Raw genomic sequence first — 14725 nt, 5'->3', positions numbered from 1 at the left:
GTCCAGCAGCCTCTACATCAGGGAAAATAATTCTTCCGCAGTAGCGATTTTCACCAGATATTCCTGCATTTTCTTTTTCAGGCTCTCTTCTTCCTTCAGACTTAAACATAATCCCATATCATTCAGACAGGCAAACCGGCTGTCCGATTTAGGGAATGCAGACATATCGCATGAGATGCTGCCTTCTTTTGCCAGAACACGGGTTCCGTCTTTCATATCATAAATCTGGTATTCCATAATTTCGCCTTCGAAAAGGATTTTTTGCTTAATAAAAATCCCCTGATACACTCGTTTCATCTCTTCAGCATGGAATTCTTCTTCGTCCGGCAGAATCCTGATATTCAGTTCCACCTTAGAATCCTTCTTTCCGCAATACTGAATGATTCCCTTATCCATAATATCCTCCGGAACGGCAATATGTTTTGCCAAATCCTTGAAATAGGCAAAAACCATCCCTTCAGACAGAATAATATTAATAACCGTTTCACATAACTTTTTCTGCTCATCCGTCAGATTCGGAAGCGTAGAATAGTATTTTGTCAGCGCCAGCAGATAAATGGTCGGAACCTTATCCTTTTCAATCGTTCCATGGATCGCCCCTTCCAGATAGCTGAACACCTTGTCGTCAGACGGAAGCTCCTGTATAAAATACTCCGCGCTCTTGACCGTAAAATATGCTTTTAAAATGCTTTCGGACGTCTTTTTTCTGGATGCGTACAGATCGAATACCTTGTCGATGTTCAGCATCGTATCGCTGAACAGCATCTGGCCCAGAAGCCGTTCCTCCAGGTCATACGTCTCCACACGCTCCACAATCCCCTGCTTTAACACCCGGTACATCTGGGCCGCAGTTCCATTGTAATGTTCACAGAGATAATCCATCACCACACTGTCGCTGAATCCGGCATCAAATACGCGGTAAGACAGGTGAAGCAGCAGGTCATCCTGATCAAATAAACTCTGAAGAATCATCTTCGAGCACATTTTAAGAAGATACTTGTCCGAAATATTCTCGGCCCCATACTCCTTAATCAGCTCATACGCTTCCCGGATATATCCCTGCCTGATGTAGGTTTCACACACGCTGATTCTCTCAGCCCTTGTGACGGCCTTCATATCCATCATGAGCAGATAGCTGCTGCTCTTCTCCGCCTTATCCTCTTCTTCCTCTGCAGCCATGCGGGCATAATAGGATACAATCTTACTGAGAATCTTCTTTTCATACAGCGGATGAAGCCTTAACTGGCCTGCCAGCTGTTCTAAAAGGCGGATCTGTTCCTCGTCCGGCTCATCCATCTCCAGAATCTTTCCGCATTCCTTTAAAAGCAGCATATTGTGTTCCGGATACACTTCAAAACACCGCTGCTCCAAATCCGGCTTATCCATCACCGGCGTCTTCACATAGGCGATTTCCGCATACCGGTTGCCGTAAGCGTCCTGGAACAGGATATGGCTCTTTTCGGAGAACAGCGGCACATAAGCCACTCCCTCCGTAATCGCATATGCCTCTTCCTCTAAAAGTTCTTCGTGGCAGACAATTACATATTTCATAGCCTGATTCCTGCAGCTGATCCGGTAAGACCTCAAAATTGCAGGCAGAACTTTAGCCACCGGTTTATCGATCATATCCTTATATATCATATGATCATAGATAACCGCCAGCCGGCGGTTAATCTGAGCGGAAAACAGCTGGTTCATGGCAAACTGTTCGATCTCCCGCTCATAATCTTTATAAATGGCAGTATCAGAATTCACATACATCAAAATATTCTGATAAAGCACTGATTTATTATAAGAATCCAACTCATTATCATAAGAAAAATAAAGCAGTATTTCCCTTGGAAGCGCATGATTGTATTCTTTCGGAAGGGAATACAGATAGTACTCATAAAGCCTCGTTAAACTGATCTTCTCTGATAATGCCAGTTCATACCAGGCAAATGCTTCCGGCGTTCTGAGGCCGCCCTTTACCAGTATGCCGCACAAGGCTCCGAGAATTTCTTTCTCCGGATAATATTCGTACAGCGCCACCAGGATATGATACAAAATTTTATTATAGTATTTTGTAATATTAGCGGTCTGGGCCACCTTGAGCGCCAAGTCGGAAGAAATCACATCTTTTTTAACGCCGTAATTCAAGGCCTGCAGCTCCATGCCCTCTAAGCTCTTTAAAAACTCAGGATTCTCATTCAGCAGCTTACATACCTTTGCATATAATAACGGGCTGCGGCAGCCGCGGGCATAGATTTTCTTAATTCTGGCCATGAGATTGGCAGAATTTTCCGCAAGGCTCTCATCCAGCTTTAAAAGCAGGAAAAACAGGTAATGGTTCTGTTTCCGCTCTTCCAGATATTTATTGAGAAGACGGATCAGGGACTCCTTCTGCCCTTCATTGGGATGAATCAGCAAGTTGAGGTACTGATAATAGCAGTAATTCTCCACATCTTCCAATCTGGACATCAGAATGCTCTCTCTGCACTCGTCCAGGATCATGCACGCCTGTTCTTTATTATCCGTCAGGAACAGCAGTTCCGCATACATCAGGTTCAGACGGTTATCCGGTTCGTAAATAGCCCTCACCTGCTCCAGCTCATGAATCATCTGGTTGAGCACAAGCGCGTCTTCATAAACGCCGCTTTCATAGTCCAATCGAAGGGAGATATACCTCTCCAGATCCTTCCTGGCAACCCCTGTGGATTTGTCCGATACAACCACCGTTTCATCGCCCAAAGCCTCCACTGGTATGGTCACCGTCTTATTAAACATGGTCAGAAACACAGCCCCGAAATTTCTGCCTTTATGCAGTCTGGATGGCTGAATCCTGAACTTAAACTCGCATTTATTATCCGTAAAATCTGCATTTGTAATAATCTTCTGGGGAAGGAGGATGAAATCTCCATCCGCTTTTGCCTCCATATAGGCATAACCCCAGGTATTTTTCTTAATCACAATCTTATCATCCGCCGGTTCCGGAAGATCATCGTAAAATCTTGTTTCCTCCGGGATCTCCAGTTTAACCGGCTCTTTTACCTTCAGAAAGACAAGAAATTCTTCCATCTGGTTATGTCTGTTCACACGCCCTTTTAATCCGTCATATACAGCCCGGATTCCGATATCCTGCATAAAAGGCGCCTCTATAAAATCCTGGTATTCAAACAGTCTGAGCGCAGTATCCCAGTCGTTCTTCGCCAGCCTTCCAAAATCCTCCGCTGTCTCCAAACCGCCCAAAACTTTGCCTGAATTGCCAAGTTCCACACGAAAAGAATAAGGAATCTCCTTTTCACCGCCATTGGTCACCAGATAAAAAGATCCCTTAATTATGTCACCGTGTTCCAGGTGACTGCTATTTATTTCATAAGTTATATGATTTCTGAGTCCTCCGAATGCGTAATTCTGTATGCACACCCTCTCACTGGAAGAATACATGAGACCTTTAATATGCAGGTTATTCTCACTTGTAATATAGACTTCCTTTTTTGTGACTTCCCCAGCTCTCACCACTTCATCAATGGTGTCCGGGCTGCATATCATCTGAGGTACTTCTGCGTCAATAATCCCTTTTGCCAGTCGATTGATTTTCTCTTTCATGGTACCACCCGTCTTTTATCATCACTATTTATCATATCATATTTTCTATTGATTTAAAAGCATATTTTGTCGAGCTTTGTCGTGCCAGAATTTGACAGTTTCTCTAAACCGGCATCCTACGCATTCTCCTTAACCGGTATTTTTTCGTATTTATACGCTGCCGTTTTTCTCATATTCACATATTTTTTCATCCCATCCTTGATTTAACGGGTGAAAATTGATATGATAGTGATATTACAATGATGAATCAAACGGAGAATGACTATGCTTTCTGAACCCATGACTTTATACAAACTGATGAACCTGTACATGCTGAAGCAGGTAAATTTTCCACTGACAAATTCCCAACTGTCAGATTTTTTTCTGGATCACGAATATACCACTTATTTTACGCTGCAGCAGGCGCTGAATGAACTTTTGGAAGCCGGTCTGGTCCGCGTTGAAAGTATTCACAACACATCCAGATATGAAATCACAAAAGAGGGTGAGGATACCCTTTCTTTTTTCGGGAAAAAGATATCTCCGGCCATCATTGAAGATATGGATCAGTATTTAAAAGAGAACCGCTTCCGCCTCCGCAACGAGGTCGGCATGGTCTCCGATTTCTATAAATCCACCAACCAGGACTATATCGTTCACTGCGAAGTCCGCGAAGGTAAGAATCCGTTAATCAGCTTCGATTTATCCGTTCCCGACAAAGAACAAGCCGAACTCATGTGCAGCAATTGGGAAAACAAAAGCCAGGAAATCTATTCCTTCGTGATGCGCACCCTGATGAGCAATTAGGGAGGAATCTTTATTTAACTGAGAAAGAAACGCCGGAAAGAAGGGGGAACCTGGGCGGACGGCGGAACTAATAAGGAATAGGGGATTCGAGTTTCGACCCTAAGAGGTACTAAGGCCGCCAGAAACGGAAAAAGGCAGCGCGGTGCCCATTCACGATGAACTCCTGATGACTTCATCGTTCAAGGGGCACCTCAAATACTGATTCGGAATTCAGTATTTGTCTGCCTTTTTCCGTTCCTGCCGGCCAAGTACCTCTAAGGGTCTGCAAACGATCCCCTATTCCTTTTTAGTTCCGCCGCCTGCCCAGATTCCCCCTTCTTTCCGGCTGTTGCTTGGCTAGCTAAGGAAAAAAGATTTGGGAGATAGAGTAGTTTTTTACATCAACCGTGAAGGAATTTTCAGAAATGCCTTGAGGATTTAATGTAAAGGGTGAGGTCTTTACGCTAAATGCCTTGACGTTTAAAGTAAAACCTGAAAGCATTTCAGAAAATCCCTTCACGATCTACGTAAATGTAGTGCTATATAAATACCTACGCACCAAAATTGTTTTTAACCAGGCTAGCGAAAACCAGCCCGGAATCGGGAGGCGGAGCCGGAAGCCAAAGGTCGGAGGGGCCGTCCGGGCCGGGGAAGGAAGATGCAGTCAGATCGGATCGTATGGAACCCCTTTAGAACAACTTAGGCCCGTAAGGGCAGAACGAGGCAGGTAGAAGCTGATTTCCGTGTCAGTTTCTAAGGCGCCCTTGAGCAGCGAAGTCATAAAGAGTTCACTGCGAATGGCGCCGGCCTGCCTTGTTCTGTCCTTACGGGCCTTAGTTGTTCTTAGGGGCGAATCCCGAATCCGATCTGGCTGCATCTTCCTTCCCCGGCCCGGATGGCCCCTCCGACCTTTGGCTTCCGGCTCCGCCTCCCGATTCCGGGCGTCCCCCTTTCGCCAACTACGTTAAATAACAATTAATTTATATTTTCTTCCGTCAGAGACTCAATGAAATCCCAGATTTCTTCCCGTCCCTGCTTGCTTGTAGCTGAAAATGGGAAGATTCGGACTTCCGGGCCTGCGCCGAGGCCGGTTCTCAGCATTTTGATATGCTTTTGAATTTGGCTTCGGTTTATCTTGTCCAGCTTTGTTGCAACAATGATGGGCTGGTAGCCGTTGGCCAGAATCCAGTCATACATGGTTTTATCATTATTGGACGGTTCATGGCGGATATCGATCAGAAGGAACACGGCCTTCAGCATCTTGGACTTATGGAGGTAATCTTCAATCATCTTGCCCCATTTGGCTTTTACCTCTACGGCCACCTTGGCATACCCATATCCGGGCAGATCCACGTAATAAAAAGCGTCGTTGATCTTATAATAATTAATCGTCTGCGTCTTTCCCGGCTGGGCGGATGTTCTGGCAAGTGATTTCCGGTTCATCAGCGCATTGATCAGGGACGATTTTCCAACATTGGACTTTCCCGCAAATGCAAATTCCGGACATGTGTTCTCCGGCAGCGTGCTGGTGATACCGCAAACCGTCTCCAATTCTGCGTTCTTTATAATCATTCTGCAAATGCCTCCTGTATTACTTCCCGCATATGTTTTACATATACGATCTTCAGACCTTTCGTGATCTCTTTCGACAGTTCTGCTATATCCGGGCGGTTTTTATCCGGCACAAGCACCTTTTCAATGTGCGCCATCTTAGCCGCCAGTATCTTTTCTTTCAGCCCTCCGATTGGAAGAACTCTTCCTCTCAGGGTAATCTCTCCGGTCATGGCAACCTTGGCTGAAACCAGCTTTCCGGTCACAGCGGATAACATGGCGGTAGCCATAGTGATTCCTGCCGACGGCCCATCCTTTGGAACCGCCCCTTCCGGGATGTGGATGTGCATATCGTGCTTTTCAAAATAATCATCCGACACCTGATAATCCGGGCAGATAGACCTCACATAGGTGAGAGCCGTCTGAGCCGACTCCTTCATCACGTCGCCCATCTGGCCTGTCATTGACAGCTCACCCTTTCCAGGCATCACATTCACTTCGATCTGAAGGGTATCCCCGCCCACGCTGGTCCACGCAAGGCCTCTTACAATACCGATCTCGTCCTCCTCATTGGCGGACTCGAAAGAAATCCGTTCCTTGCCCAGATACTTTTCAAGATTGCTTTCCGTGACTTTCACCACGTCTTTTTTATTCTCCAGGAATTCTCTGGCCGCTTTCCGGCAGATATCGCCGATCCTCCGCTCCAGATTACGCACTCCCGCTTCTCTTGTATAATTATGAATGATCTTTTCCAGCACCCGGTCACTGATCATGAGCTGCTCTTTTTTGAGGCCGTTGCGCTCCAGCTGCTTTTCAACCAGATAGTCCTTAGCAATATGGAACTTTTCATTTTCCGTATAGCTGGTAACCTCAATCAATTCCATACGGTCCAGAAGCGGCCCTGGTATGGTCTGAGTGGTATTAGCCGTAGCTATGAAAAGCACATTGGATAAATCGATGGGCAGTTCAACATAATGGTCGCGGAAACGCACGTTCTGCTCCCCGTCTAAAACTTCAAGAAGAGCAGAAGAGGTATCCCCTTTATAATCGCTGCTCACCTTGTCGATCTCATCCAAAAGCATCAGCGGATTGCAGTATCCAGCCTGACGCAGACCGTCTACAAGACGTCCCGGCATAGCGCCCACATAGGTTTTCCGGTGTCCGCGGATCTCCGCTTCATCCCGGATGCCTCCAAGGCTAATGCGGACATATTTTTTGTTCAGCGCTTTCGCCACCGAACGGGCAATGGAAGTTTTTCCTGTTCCGGGAGGGCCCACCAGACAGATGATCGGGCTGCTGCCTTTTTTTGTCAATGTGCGGACCGCCAGATATTCTAAAATTCTCTCTTTCACTTTTTCCAGGCCATAGTGGTCTTCATTCAGAATCTTTTCCGCATTTTTCAGGTTATTATAATCTTTTGTCATCTTCTTCCAGGGAAGGTCCAAAACGGTTTCTATATAGGTTCTGAGTACATTGGCTTCCTGGCTTCCGCTTGGCATATTTTTAAAGCGGTCAATCTCCTTTTGGATCTTTTCCACCACTTCCTTGTCCGCTTTCAAGCTCTTTAACTGCTTCAGATATTCATCCGCATCCGAAGCCGGATTATCTTCGCCCAACTCCTGACGGATAATTCTCATCTGCTCCCGCAGAATATATTCCTTCTGGTTTTTGTCAATGCTGGCTTTCACCTTAGCCTGAAAGTCCCGTTTGACCTGAGCAACCTGAATTTCCATAACCAGGTTATGTACCAGAACTTCATACCGGTGCACAAGCAGAAGGCTTTCCAGGATATCCTGCCTCACCGTATAATCCCAGGGCAGCTGAATTGCAATCTGATCCATCAGCTGTCCCAAATCCGGTATGGAAATCAAATTAGGCAGAATCTCTTTGGCCGCCTTAGGATAAGCCTTTCCATACTCTTCCAGCTTTTCTTTCAGAATCCGGGCCATGGCTTCCTGAGACACCAAATCCACCTCTTCATAATTGGAACTGATGCATTCCACCTCACCCAGTAAAAACGGTTCTTCCGATTCCAGTCCAAAAAGCTCCGCGCGCTGAAGCCCTTCTACCATTACGCGGACCACGTTACCAGGCATTTTTACCAGTTGTTTTATCAAAGCAACGGTTCCGAAATGATAAAGCTCATCCATCCCCGGGTTCATCTCATTGATGTCTTTTTGTGTTAACAAGCAGACTTTCTGATCACTGACCATGGCTTTTTCCACGGCAGCAATTGATTTTGCCCTGCTGATATCAAAATGAATGATCATTCCGGGCAGAATCGTCAGTCCTCTAAGTGCAATTACAGGCATTGTAATGATATGGTTCTCCATTACTCTTCCCTCCTTTTCGTGTTTTCGTTCGCTTAGGATTATTTATGCGAAAAATGGGAGCTCTGCTCCCATTTTCTAAATTACTCTATGCAATACTGTCTGTTCTGTCTTTTTTCAATCTCTGTGCCAGTGTTTTTCTCGGCACTGTGGTATCGCGGTAAATGATCTCCGGCTCACCGCTGCCGTCCACTACATCTTTGGTAATCGTACAGATTCCGATATTGTTATCCGACGGAATTTCATACATCAGTTCCATCATCACGGATTCCATAATAGACCTCAGCCCTCTCGCTCCTGTCTTTCTTTCGTGAGCCAGCGTTGCGATCTCTTCTAAGGCATCCTTCCTGAATTCAAGCTTCACATCGTCCAGTTCGAATAACTTCTGATACTGTTTCGTCAGAGCGTTCTTAGGCTCCGATAAAATACGGACAAGAGCTTCTTTTGTCAGCAGCTCTAAAGATACCGTAATCGGCACACGTCCGATAAATTCAGGAATCAGACCGAATTTTACCAGATCCTGAGGAAGGGCCTTTTTCAAAAGCTCATCCAGGTCCGCCTGGTTTTTATCCACGATTTCAGCGTTAAAGCCGATTGATCCTGTGCTTAAACGATTTTCAATAATCTTTTCCAAACCGTCAAATGCTCCGCCGCAGATGAATAAAATATTGGTCGTATCGATCTGTAAAAGTTCCTGATGGGGATGTTTTCTTCCCCCCTGAGGCGGTACACTGGCAACCGTACCTTCAAGGATCTTTAACAGGGCCTGCTGCACACCTTCACCGGATACATCTCTCGTTATGGAAACATTCTCCGATTTCTTTGTGATCTTATCAATCTCATCGATGTAGATAATGCCGTATTCCGCCCGGCTGATGTCGTAATCAGCAGACTGGATTAATTTCAGAAGTATATTTTCAACGTCCTCGCCCACATAACCTGCTTCGGTTAAAGCGGTAGCATCTGCAATGGCAAACGGAACGTTTAAAATCTTAGCCAGAGTCTGGGCCAGGTATGTTTTACCGGAACCAGTCGGTCCAAGCATAAGGATATTGCTCTTCTGTACGTCCACATCCAGATTTTTCTTGGATGTTATTCTCTTGTAATGATTGTATACAGCTACCGACAATACTTTCTTCGCCGCTTCCTGTCCAATCACGTATTCATCAAGAAAACCTTTGATTTCCTTTGGCTTTAATAGGTTAATATCTCCAAAATCAGGCGCCGGATCATCATGATCATCAAATTCTTCTTCCAGTATCTCCGCGCAGAGATCAATACATTCATCACAGATAAATACATTGTTGGAACCTGCAATTAATTTTCTGACCTGATCCTGGCTTTTACCGCAAAAAGAACATCTCACTTTATCGTCTGCTCTGCCTGGCATATGCACACCTCATTCTTTCTGCCATTTCGCAGCAAACTGCTAACGGCTTGTAATTACACTGTCAATCAAACCATATGCCTTTGCTTCTTCCGCTGTCATATAGTTATCTCTGTCCGTATCCTTTTCGATCACTTCATAAGGCTGGCCTGTATTTGCCGCAAGAATTTCATTTAACTTTCTCTTGGTCTGAAGGATCTTTTCAGCGACGATCTGAATCTCTGTCGCCTGTCCCTGCGCTCCGCCGGACGGCTGATGAATCATCACCTCTGCATTGGGCAATGCAAAGCGTTTGCCCTTTGCTCCGCCTGCTAAAAGGAATGCTCCCATACTGGCAGCCATACCGATACAAATGGTTGATACATCGCATTTGATATAATTCATTGTGTCGTAAATTGCCATTCCCGCTGTTACGGAACCTCCGGGACTGTTGATATACAGACTGATGTCTTTATTCGTATCTTCTGATTCCAGGAATAACAGCTGTGCGACGATCAGGCTTGCTGAAACATCGTTAACCTCTTCTCCCAGAAAGATAATTCTCTCTTTCAACAATCTGGAATAAATATCGTAGGAACGCTCCCCACGGCTGGTTGACTCTATGACATAAGGTACTAAACTCATATGAACTTCCTCCTCTGCCCGTTATTAATCATGTTTTAACAAAGACACAGGTAGATCCCCGCTTAAAAAGCAGGAATCTACCCCTTTATCTTATCGTTCCATTAAACCAGTTTTGCTTCTGCAACAATCATGTCTACAGCTTCCTGAACAGCCAGGTCTTCTTTTACCTGGTTAATTCCGTTTTCGCCCATGTAAGATTTAACCTGGTCGGTTTCCATCTTATAAGCTTCTGCCATAGCTGCAATCTCTTTATCAACTGCTTCATCATCAACCTGGATATTTTCTGCTTTTACAATCGCTTCTAATACAAGTCTTGTCTGGATGCGTCTTAACGCCTGTGGTCTCATCTGCTCCTGAAGTTTATCAATCGTCATGCCTGTGTACTGCATGTACTGTTCAAGAGATAATCCCTGGCTCTGCATTCTTCTTGCATAGTCTTCGATCATGTTGTTTACCTGACCCTCGATCATCGGATCCGGGATCTCCATCGTAGCGTTAGCAACAGCTTTTTCCACTACTCTGTTTTCATTCTCAGTAGCAGCCTGTTTCTGTTTTGCTTCTAAGAGCTTTGCCTTAACATCTGCTTTGTATTCATCTAAGGTTTCAAATTCTGAAACTTCTCCTGCGAATTCATCATTCAGCTCAGGAAGCTCTTTGAATTTGATCTCCTTAACGGTAACCTTAAATAACGCCGGCTTTCCAGCCAGGTTTTCAGCGTGGTATTCGGTTGGGAAGGTTACGTTAACTTCGCACTCTTCACCGATGTTTTTACCGATCAGCTGCTCTTCAAATGTATCAATAAAGGAATGGGAACCGATTGTAAGAGGATAATCATCGCTCTTTCCGCCGTCAAATGGAACTCCGTCCACAAAACCTTCAAAGTCGATTACAACCTGGTCGCCGTCTGCAACCGGTCTGTCTTCAACTGTAATTAATCTGGAGTTCTGTTCCTGAACTTTCTTCAGTTCTTTTTCCAGATCTTCATCAGTTACTTCTGCAGCTGCCTTTTCAACCTCAAGTCCTTTGTATTCGCCTAAAGTAACTTCCGGTTTTACAGCTACTGTTGCTGTATAAATAAATTCTTTGCCTTTTTCAATCTGAACAACATCGATTTCCGGTCTGGAAACGATATCAAGTCCGCTTTCTTCCATAGCGCCAGCATAGGTAGAGTCGATTACTACATTAGCAGCATCCTCATAGAATACCCCTGGTCCATACATCTTTTCGATCATAGCCTGTGGTGCTTTGCCTTTTCTGAATCCAGGAAGATTGAACTTGTTTTTATTCTTCTTAAATGCAGTTGTCATCGCTTCTTCAAACTGTGCTGCAGGTACTTCAACTGTCAGCTTGGCCATGTTCTTTTCTAATTTTTCTACTTGTAAACTCATTATCCGGGTTCCTCCTTGAATATATAAACGAAATAAAATTTTCGTATGTGAATCGCCATACCGTCAGGGCGCTACACTTCAAGTTAGCATTATATCATATTCTTCTTCTAAATACCAGTACTAATTTAATTTTCTAACTGAAGGCTTCTCAGCTTATCGATCACATACGGAGAGATCGGCCGGATCTCCATCTCAGGCCTTGCCAGGTAAAAGCCCTGGAACAGGTCCACGCCGTATTCCAGAAGAAGTTTCAGCTCCCCTTCTGTCTCAACGCCCTCGGCCAATGTAATAATTCTTCTTTTCCTTGTATATTCCATCAGGTTCTTTAAAAGCATCTGGCGGTTGACGTCTTCATGGATATTTCTCACCAGATTCATATCGAACTTAACGATGGCAGGATCGATCTGCAGCAAAACGGATTCACTGTTATATCCTGCCCCGAAATCATCGATGGCAATCATAGCGCCCCATCTTTTAGCAATGTTTATCTTATTTTCCAGGCAGTTCTGATCCAAAGGCTCACTTTCCGTCATCTCAATTACCAAACGGTCCAGATACTGACCATACGTTTCCTCAATCATGGAAATATCCGCGTCAGAAAGCGTGGTACTGGCAATTGAATTGATAAAGATTTTTTCCTCCGCGCTCACATTCCCTGTTTTTACCTGGGCATCATAGAACTTCATTCCGGCTTTCCATGTCAGTTCTTCCATCTGCGGAAGTTTTGCCTGAACCCGGGCCAGATTGAGAATCTCATTGATTCCCCTCAGGTTTTTCAGTTTCGGCCGCATCAGCATCTCGTAACCGAATACCCCTCCGTCTCTGGTTACAATTGGCTGGAACGCAAAATCCACCAGCTGCTTTTCAAATAATTGGTTCAATTCCTCTCTTCCCGACAGCAGGTAGGAATTATTCGTATAGCTTTCCGGATCAAATTCCAGCGCGATTCCTTTAACGCTGTGTTTTACGGTATACATGGCAAAATCAGCATAATTCAAAAGGACGTCGAACTGGTCCGCATTGTCCGGATACCAGGCAAAGCCCGCAGAAACCCTGAGCGGAATGGCATATCCGTTGATGACCATGGTGGTTTCTTTTAAAGAAGTCATAAACTCTTCCATTCTTCTGCGGATATCATCTTTTCCGTTTTCCGTATAGAGGAAGGTTACAAACTCATCTCCGGAATACCTGGAAACAATTCCTCCCGACGTTTCCAGAATGTGAAGCTTGTCGGCAAACAGGCGGATATACCGGTCGCCTTCATCGTGACCGTAAGTATCGTTAATATACTTTAAATTATCCAGATCCCACATCACCATAGCCGCACAAGAACAGCTTTTTTCTTCAAGCATCCACTCAATCCGTTCACGGAATGCACGTCTGTTATAGATATCAGTTAAGAGATCATAATCCCTCTCTCTTTCCAATTTAATCTTTTCCTGCATATCTGAAGTCACATCTGACAAAACGCCCAGCAGGCGCCCGCCGTTTTGTTTTGCTGTAATCAGCTTTAACCATTTAGGCCCTTTGTCCGGCAGATAGTAAATATGAGGCTCGCACTCCTTGTATTCCGCCTTAAATTCCGCCATTCTCTCATCAAATTCGGGCTTTTCCATATAGATATACAGATCTTCCAGACTTCCCCAGCCCATCATTTCACACAAAGAACGGCTGCAGAACACCTGGTTATCATTGGCATTTATCTCAAAGACTCCAATTGCCACGTTGGCATTTTCCAATATGGAGGATATTCTGGACGCCGCCTGAGCCACATCCTGACTCAATTTCTCAATCGCATCGGTCAGTTCATCGATTTCACTGATATTCAGCCGCTTTAATTTCAGCCTGCTGTAATCCTTATTCTCCCTCAGTTCCTCCACCAGATTGCGGATCGGTTTTGTAACCACATTACCGGAGATAAAGCCTCCCAAAAAGCTTAGAAAGATCGGTATCAGAAACGAAGTTAAAAGTCCGGTTCTCATCGTATCATAAAAGGACAGAAGATCCTTTCGTTCCACCATACCCAGCATGACCCATTCATCCGTTTCAAATGGGGTATTGTTGCCGTAAATATCCAGCCTCTCTTCCGCAATGTACCACTGTTTTCCATCAGAAGAATTTATGGTATCTATATTATCTTTTTCGTTATAAGTATAGCTTAAATCCGTGCTGCCTGAAAAGAAACGGTTATATAAGGCGCCTGATACTGTCACTTTATGGACGTCTTTCGTTCCCGCTTCCCTGACGCCCAACAGAAGAATCCCTCTTCCGCCCGCCTCCAGCTCGTTGTAATCGAGCAGTGACTGAATCTGCGTCATGGTCATATCCATACCTGCAACACCTATAATGCTTCCGTCTTTTAAGATAATCGGTATGGAATAGGTGATGACGTCTTTATCCATCTTATTCAAGCGGATTCCCTTGCTGAGATATCCATAATTGGCCGCCTCGTGGTACCCCGCCCCATGTTCCAGCGCACTGTTGTACGGTTTGAAAAAATATTCGGAATTGACATCATTTTCATCCAGCGCATATCCCAGTTCCCAAAAACTGTCCAAAGCGATGCCAAAGGATTTCGATACGGAGGGCAGTCCCCTCTCCAGTAAAAGGTCGGAGTTGTCCAATGCGTAGCTGCTGGTGTCATAATCCCTGATATAAATACCGGACCGAAGCCCTGCTTCCTGGTTCACTGCAGCCGGACCGTCAAGCACTACAAACACTCCGGTCGCATAGCTTCTGTGGAGAAGTTCGATTAACTGCTTGGTGATCTTTTCCGTCACAAGCCGGTTCAGCTGCGGATCAGTTTTAATATCCGCCGCCTGCTTTCCTTCCCGGTCCAGCACATTTTGTATTTCATCAGTTATTACATCTGTGTCCGCTATCACATTGATCCAGCGGTGTATGATCTCTTTTTCCAGGTACAGCCGGCTGTTTTCCGTATTTTCCCGCAAAATATCAATCGCATTCGTTTTCAGATTGCGAAATACTCCGCCAAATGTGATCACGGCAAAGAACAAAGCCGCCTGCATCATCATGATCACAAGCAGGGGAAATAATAATTTTGTACGGATTGACTTCGACCTATCTGCCAT

The 14725-nt window shown here is 45.0% G+C and carries 9 protein-coding genes; 1 reads left to right on the top strand and 8 read right to left on the bottom strand.

The annotated features are described in order from the left end of the window. Nucleotides 1–12 precede the first annotated feature (12 nt). Nucleotides 13–3588 carry a DUF5717 family protein gene (locus tag C0033_RS15775; protein WP_103228847.1) on the bottom strand — a complete coding sequence of 1192 codons (3576 nt, stop codon included), beginning with the start codon at nucleotides 3586–3588 and terminating at the stop codon, nucleotides 13–15. A gap of 264 nt (nucleotides 3589–3852) precedes the next feature. On the opposite strand from C0033_RS15775, the gene C0033_RS15770 reads away from it, so the two are divergent. Next, nucleotides 3853–4374, top strand: a complete 522-nt coding sequence (locus C0033_RS15770) for a DUF4364 family protein (RefSeq protein ID WP_103228846.1) — start codon at nucleotides 3853–3855, stop codon at nucleotides 4372–4374. A gap of 812 nt (nucleotides 4375–5186) precedes the next feature. Here C0033_RS15770 and C0033_RS27465 read toward each other — a convergent pair. The 7 genes from C0033_RS27465 to C0033_RS15740 form a co-directional block, all read right to left on the bottom strand. Beyond that, the gene (locus tag C0033_RS27465) at nucleotides 5187–5312 is read right to left on the bottom strand and encodes a YeaH/YhbH family protein (protein WP_242984518.1); all 126 of its coding nucleotides are present in this window, start codon (nucleotides 5310–5312) and stop codon (nucleotides 5187–5189) included. Nucleotides 5313–5328: 16 nt separating this feature from the next. Continuing rightward, nucleotides 5329–5925 carry a ribosome biogenesis GTP-binding protein YihA/YsxC gene (yihA, locus tag C0033_RS15765; protein ID WP_103228845.1) on the bottom strand — a complete coding sequence of 199 codons (597 nt, stop codon included), beginning with the start codon at nucleotides 5923–5925 and terminating at the stop codon, nucleotides 5329–5331. After that, nucleotides 5922–8237, bottom strand: coding sequence for an endopeptidase La (lon, locus tag C0033_RS15760; protein WP_103228844.1), 2316 nt, complete (start codon nucleotides 8235–8237; stop codon nucleotides 5922–5924). The genes yihA and lon overlap by 4 nt, the downstream gene beginning before the upstream one ends. 85 nt (nucleotides 8238–8322) lie before the next feature. After that, the gene (clpX, locus tag C0033_RS15755; RefSeq protein WP_103228843.1) at nucleotides 8323–9624 is read right to left on the bottom strand and encodes an ATP-dependent Clp protease ATP-binding subunit ClpX; all 1302 of its coding nucleotides are present in this window, start codon (nucleotides 9622–9624) and stop codon (nucleotides 8323–8325) included. Between the two features lie 39 nt (nucleotides 9625–9663). Next, nucleotides 9664–10245, bottom strand: coding sequence for an ATP-dependent Clp endopeptidase proteolytic subunit ClpP (clpP, locus tag C0033_RS15750; RefSeq protein WP_103228842.1), 582 nt, complete (start codon nucleotides 10243–10245; stop codon nucleotides 9664–9666). Between the two features lie 101 nt (nucleotides 10246–10346). Beyond that, on the bottom strand, nucleotides 10347–11633 hold the full coding sequence (gene tig / locus C0033_RS15745; RefSeq protein ID WP_103228841.1) for a trigger factor: 1287 nt from the start codon (nucleotides 11631–11633) through the stop codon (nucleotides 10347–10349). Between the two features lie 125 nt (nucleotides 11634–11758). Further along, entirely contained in the window at nucleotides 11759–14725 is a 2967-nt protein-coding gene (locus C0033_RS15740; protein WP_103228840.1) for an EAL domain-containing protein, read from the bottom strand.

Origin of the sequence: Clostridium sp. chh4-2 (assembly GCF_002899675.1) — a bacterium.
In the GTDB taxonomy this organism is placed as follows: Bacteria; Bacillota; Clostridia; order Lachnospirales; family Lachnospiraceae; genus CHH4-2.
The sequence above is the reverse complement of the archived record's forward strand: the minus strand, read 5'-3'. Positions and strand labels throughout refer to the sequence as shown.

Excerpts from the sequence above, each read along its gene's own strand:
- lon (WP_103228844.1), bottom strand. The coding sequence starts at position 8,237 with ATGGAGAACCATATCATTACAATGCCTGTAATTGCACTTAGAGGACTG.
- C0033_RS15770 (WP_103228846.1), top strand. The coding sequence starts at position 3,853 with ATGCTTTCTGAACCCATGACTTTATACAAACTGATGAACCTGTACATG.
- C0033_RS15775 (WP_103228847.1), bottom strand. The coding sequence starts at position 3,588 with ATGAAAGAGAAAATCAATCGACTGGCAAAAGGGATTATTGACGCAGAA.
- clpP (WP_103228842.1), bottom strand. The coding sequence starts at position 10,245 with ATGAGTTTAGTACCTTATGTCATAGAGTCAACCAGCCGTGGGGAGCGT.
- clpX (WP_103228843.1), bottom strand. The coding sequence starts at position 9,624 with ATGCCAGGCAGAGCAGACGATAAAGTGAGATGTTCTTTTTGCGGTAAA.
- C0033_RS15740 (WP_103228840.1), bottom strand. The coding sequence starts at position 14,725 with ATGGCAGATAGGTCGAAGTCAATCCGTACAAAATTATTATTTCCCCTG.
- yihA (WP_103228845.1), bottom strand. The coding sequence starts at position 5,925 with ATGATTATAAAGAACGCAGAATTGGAGACGGTTTGCGGTATCACCAGC.
- tig (WP_103228841.1), bottom strand. The coding sequence starts at position 11,633 with ATGAGTTTACAAGTAGAAAAATTAGAAAAGAACATGGCCAAGCTGACA.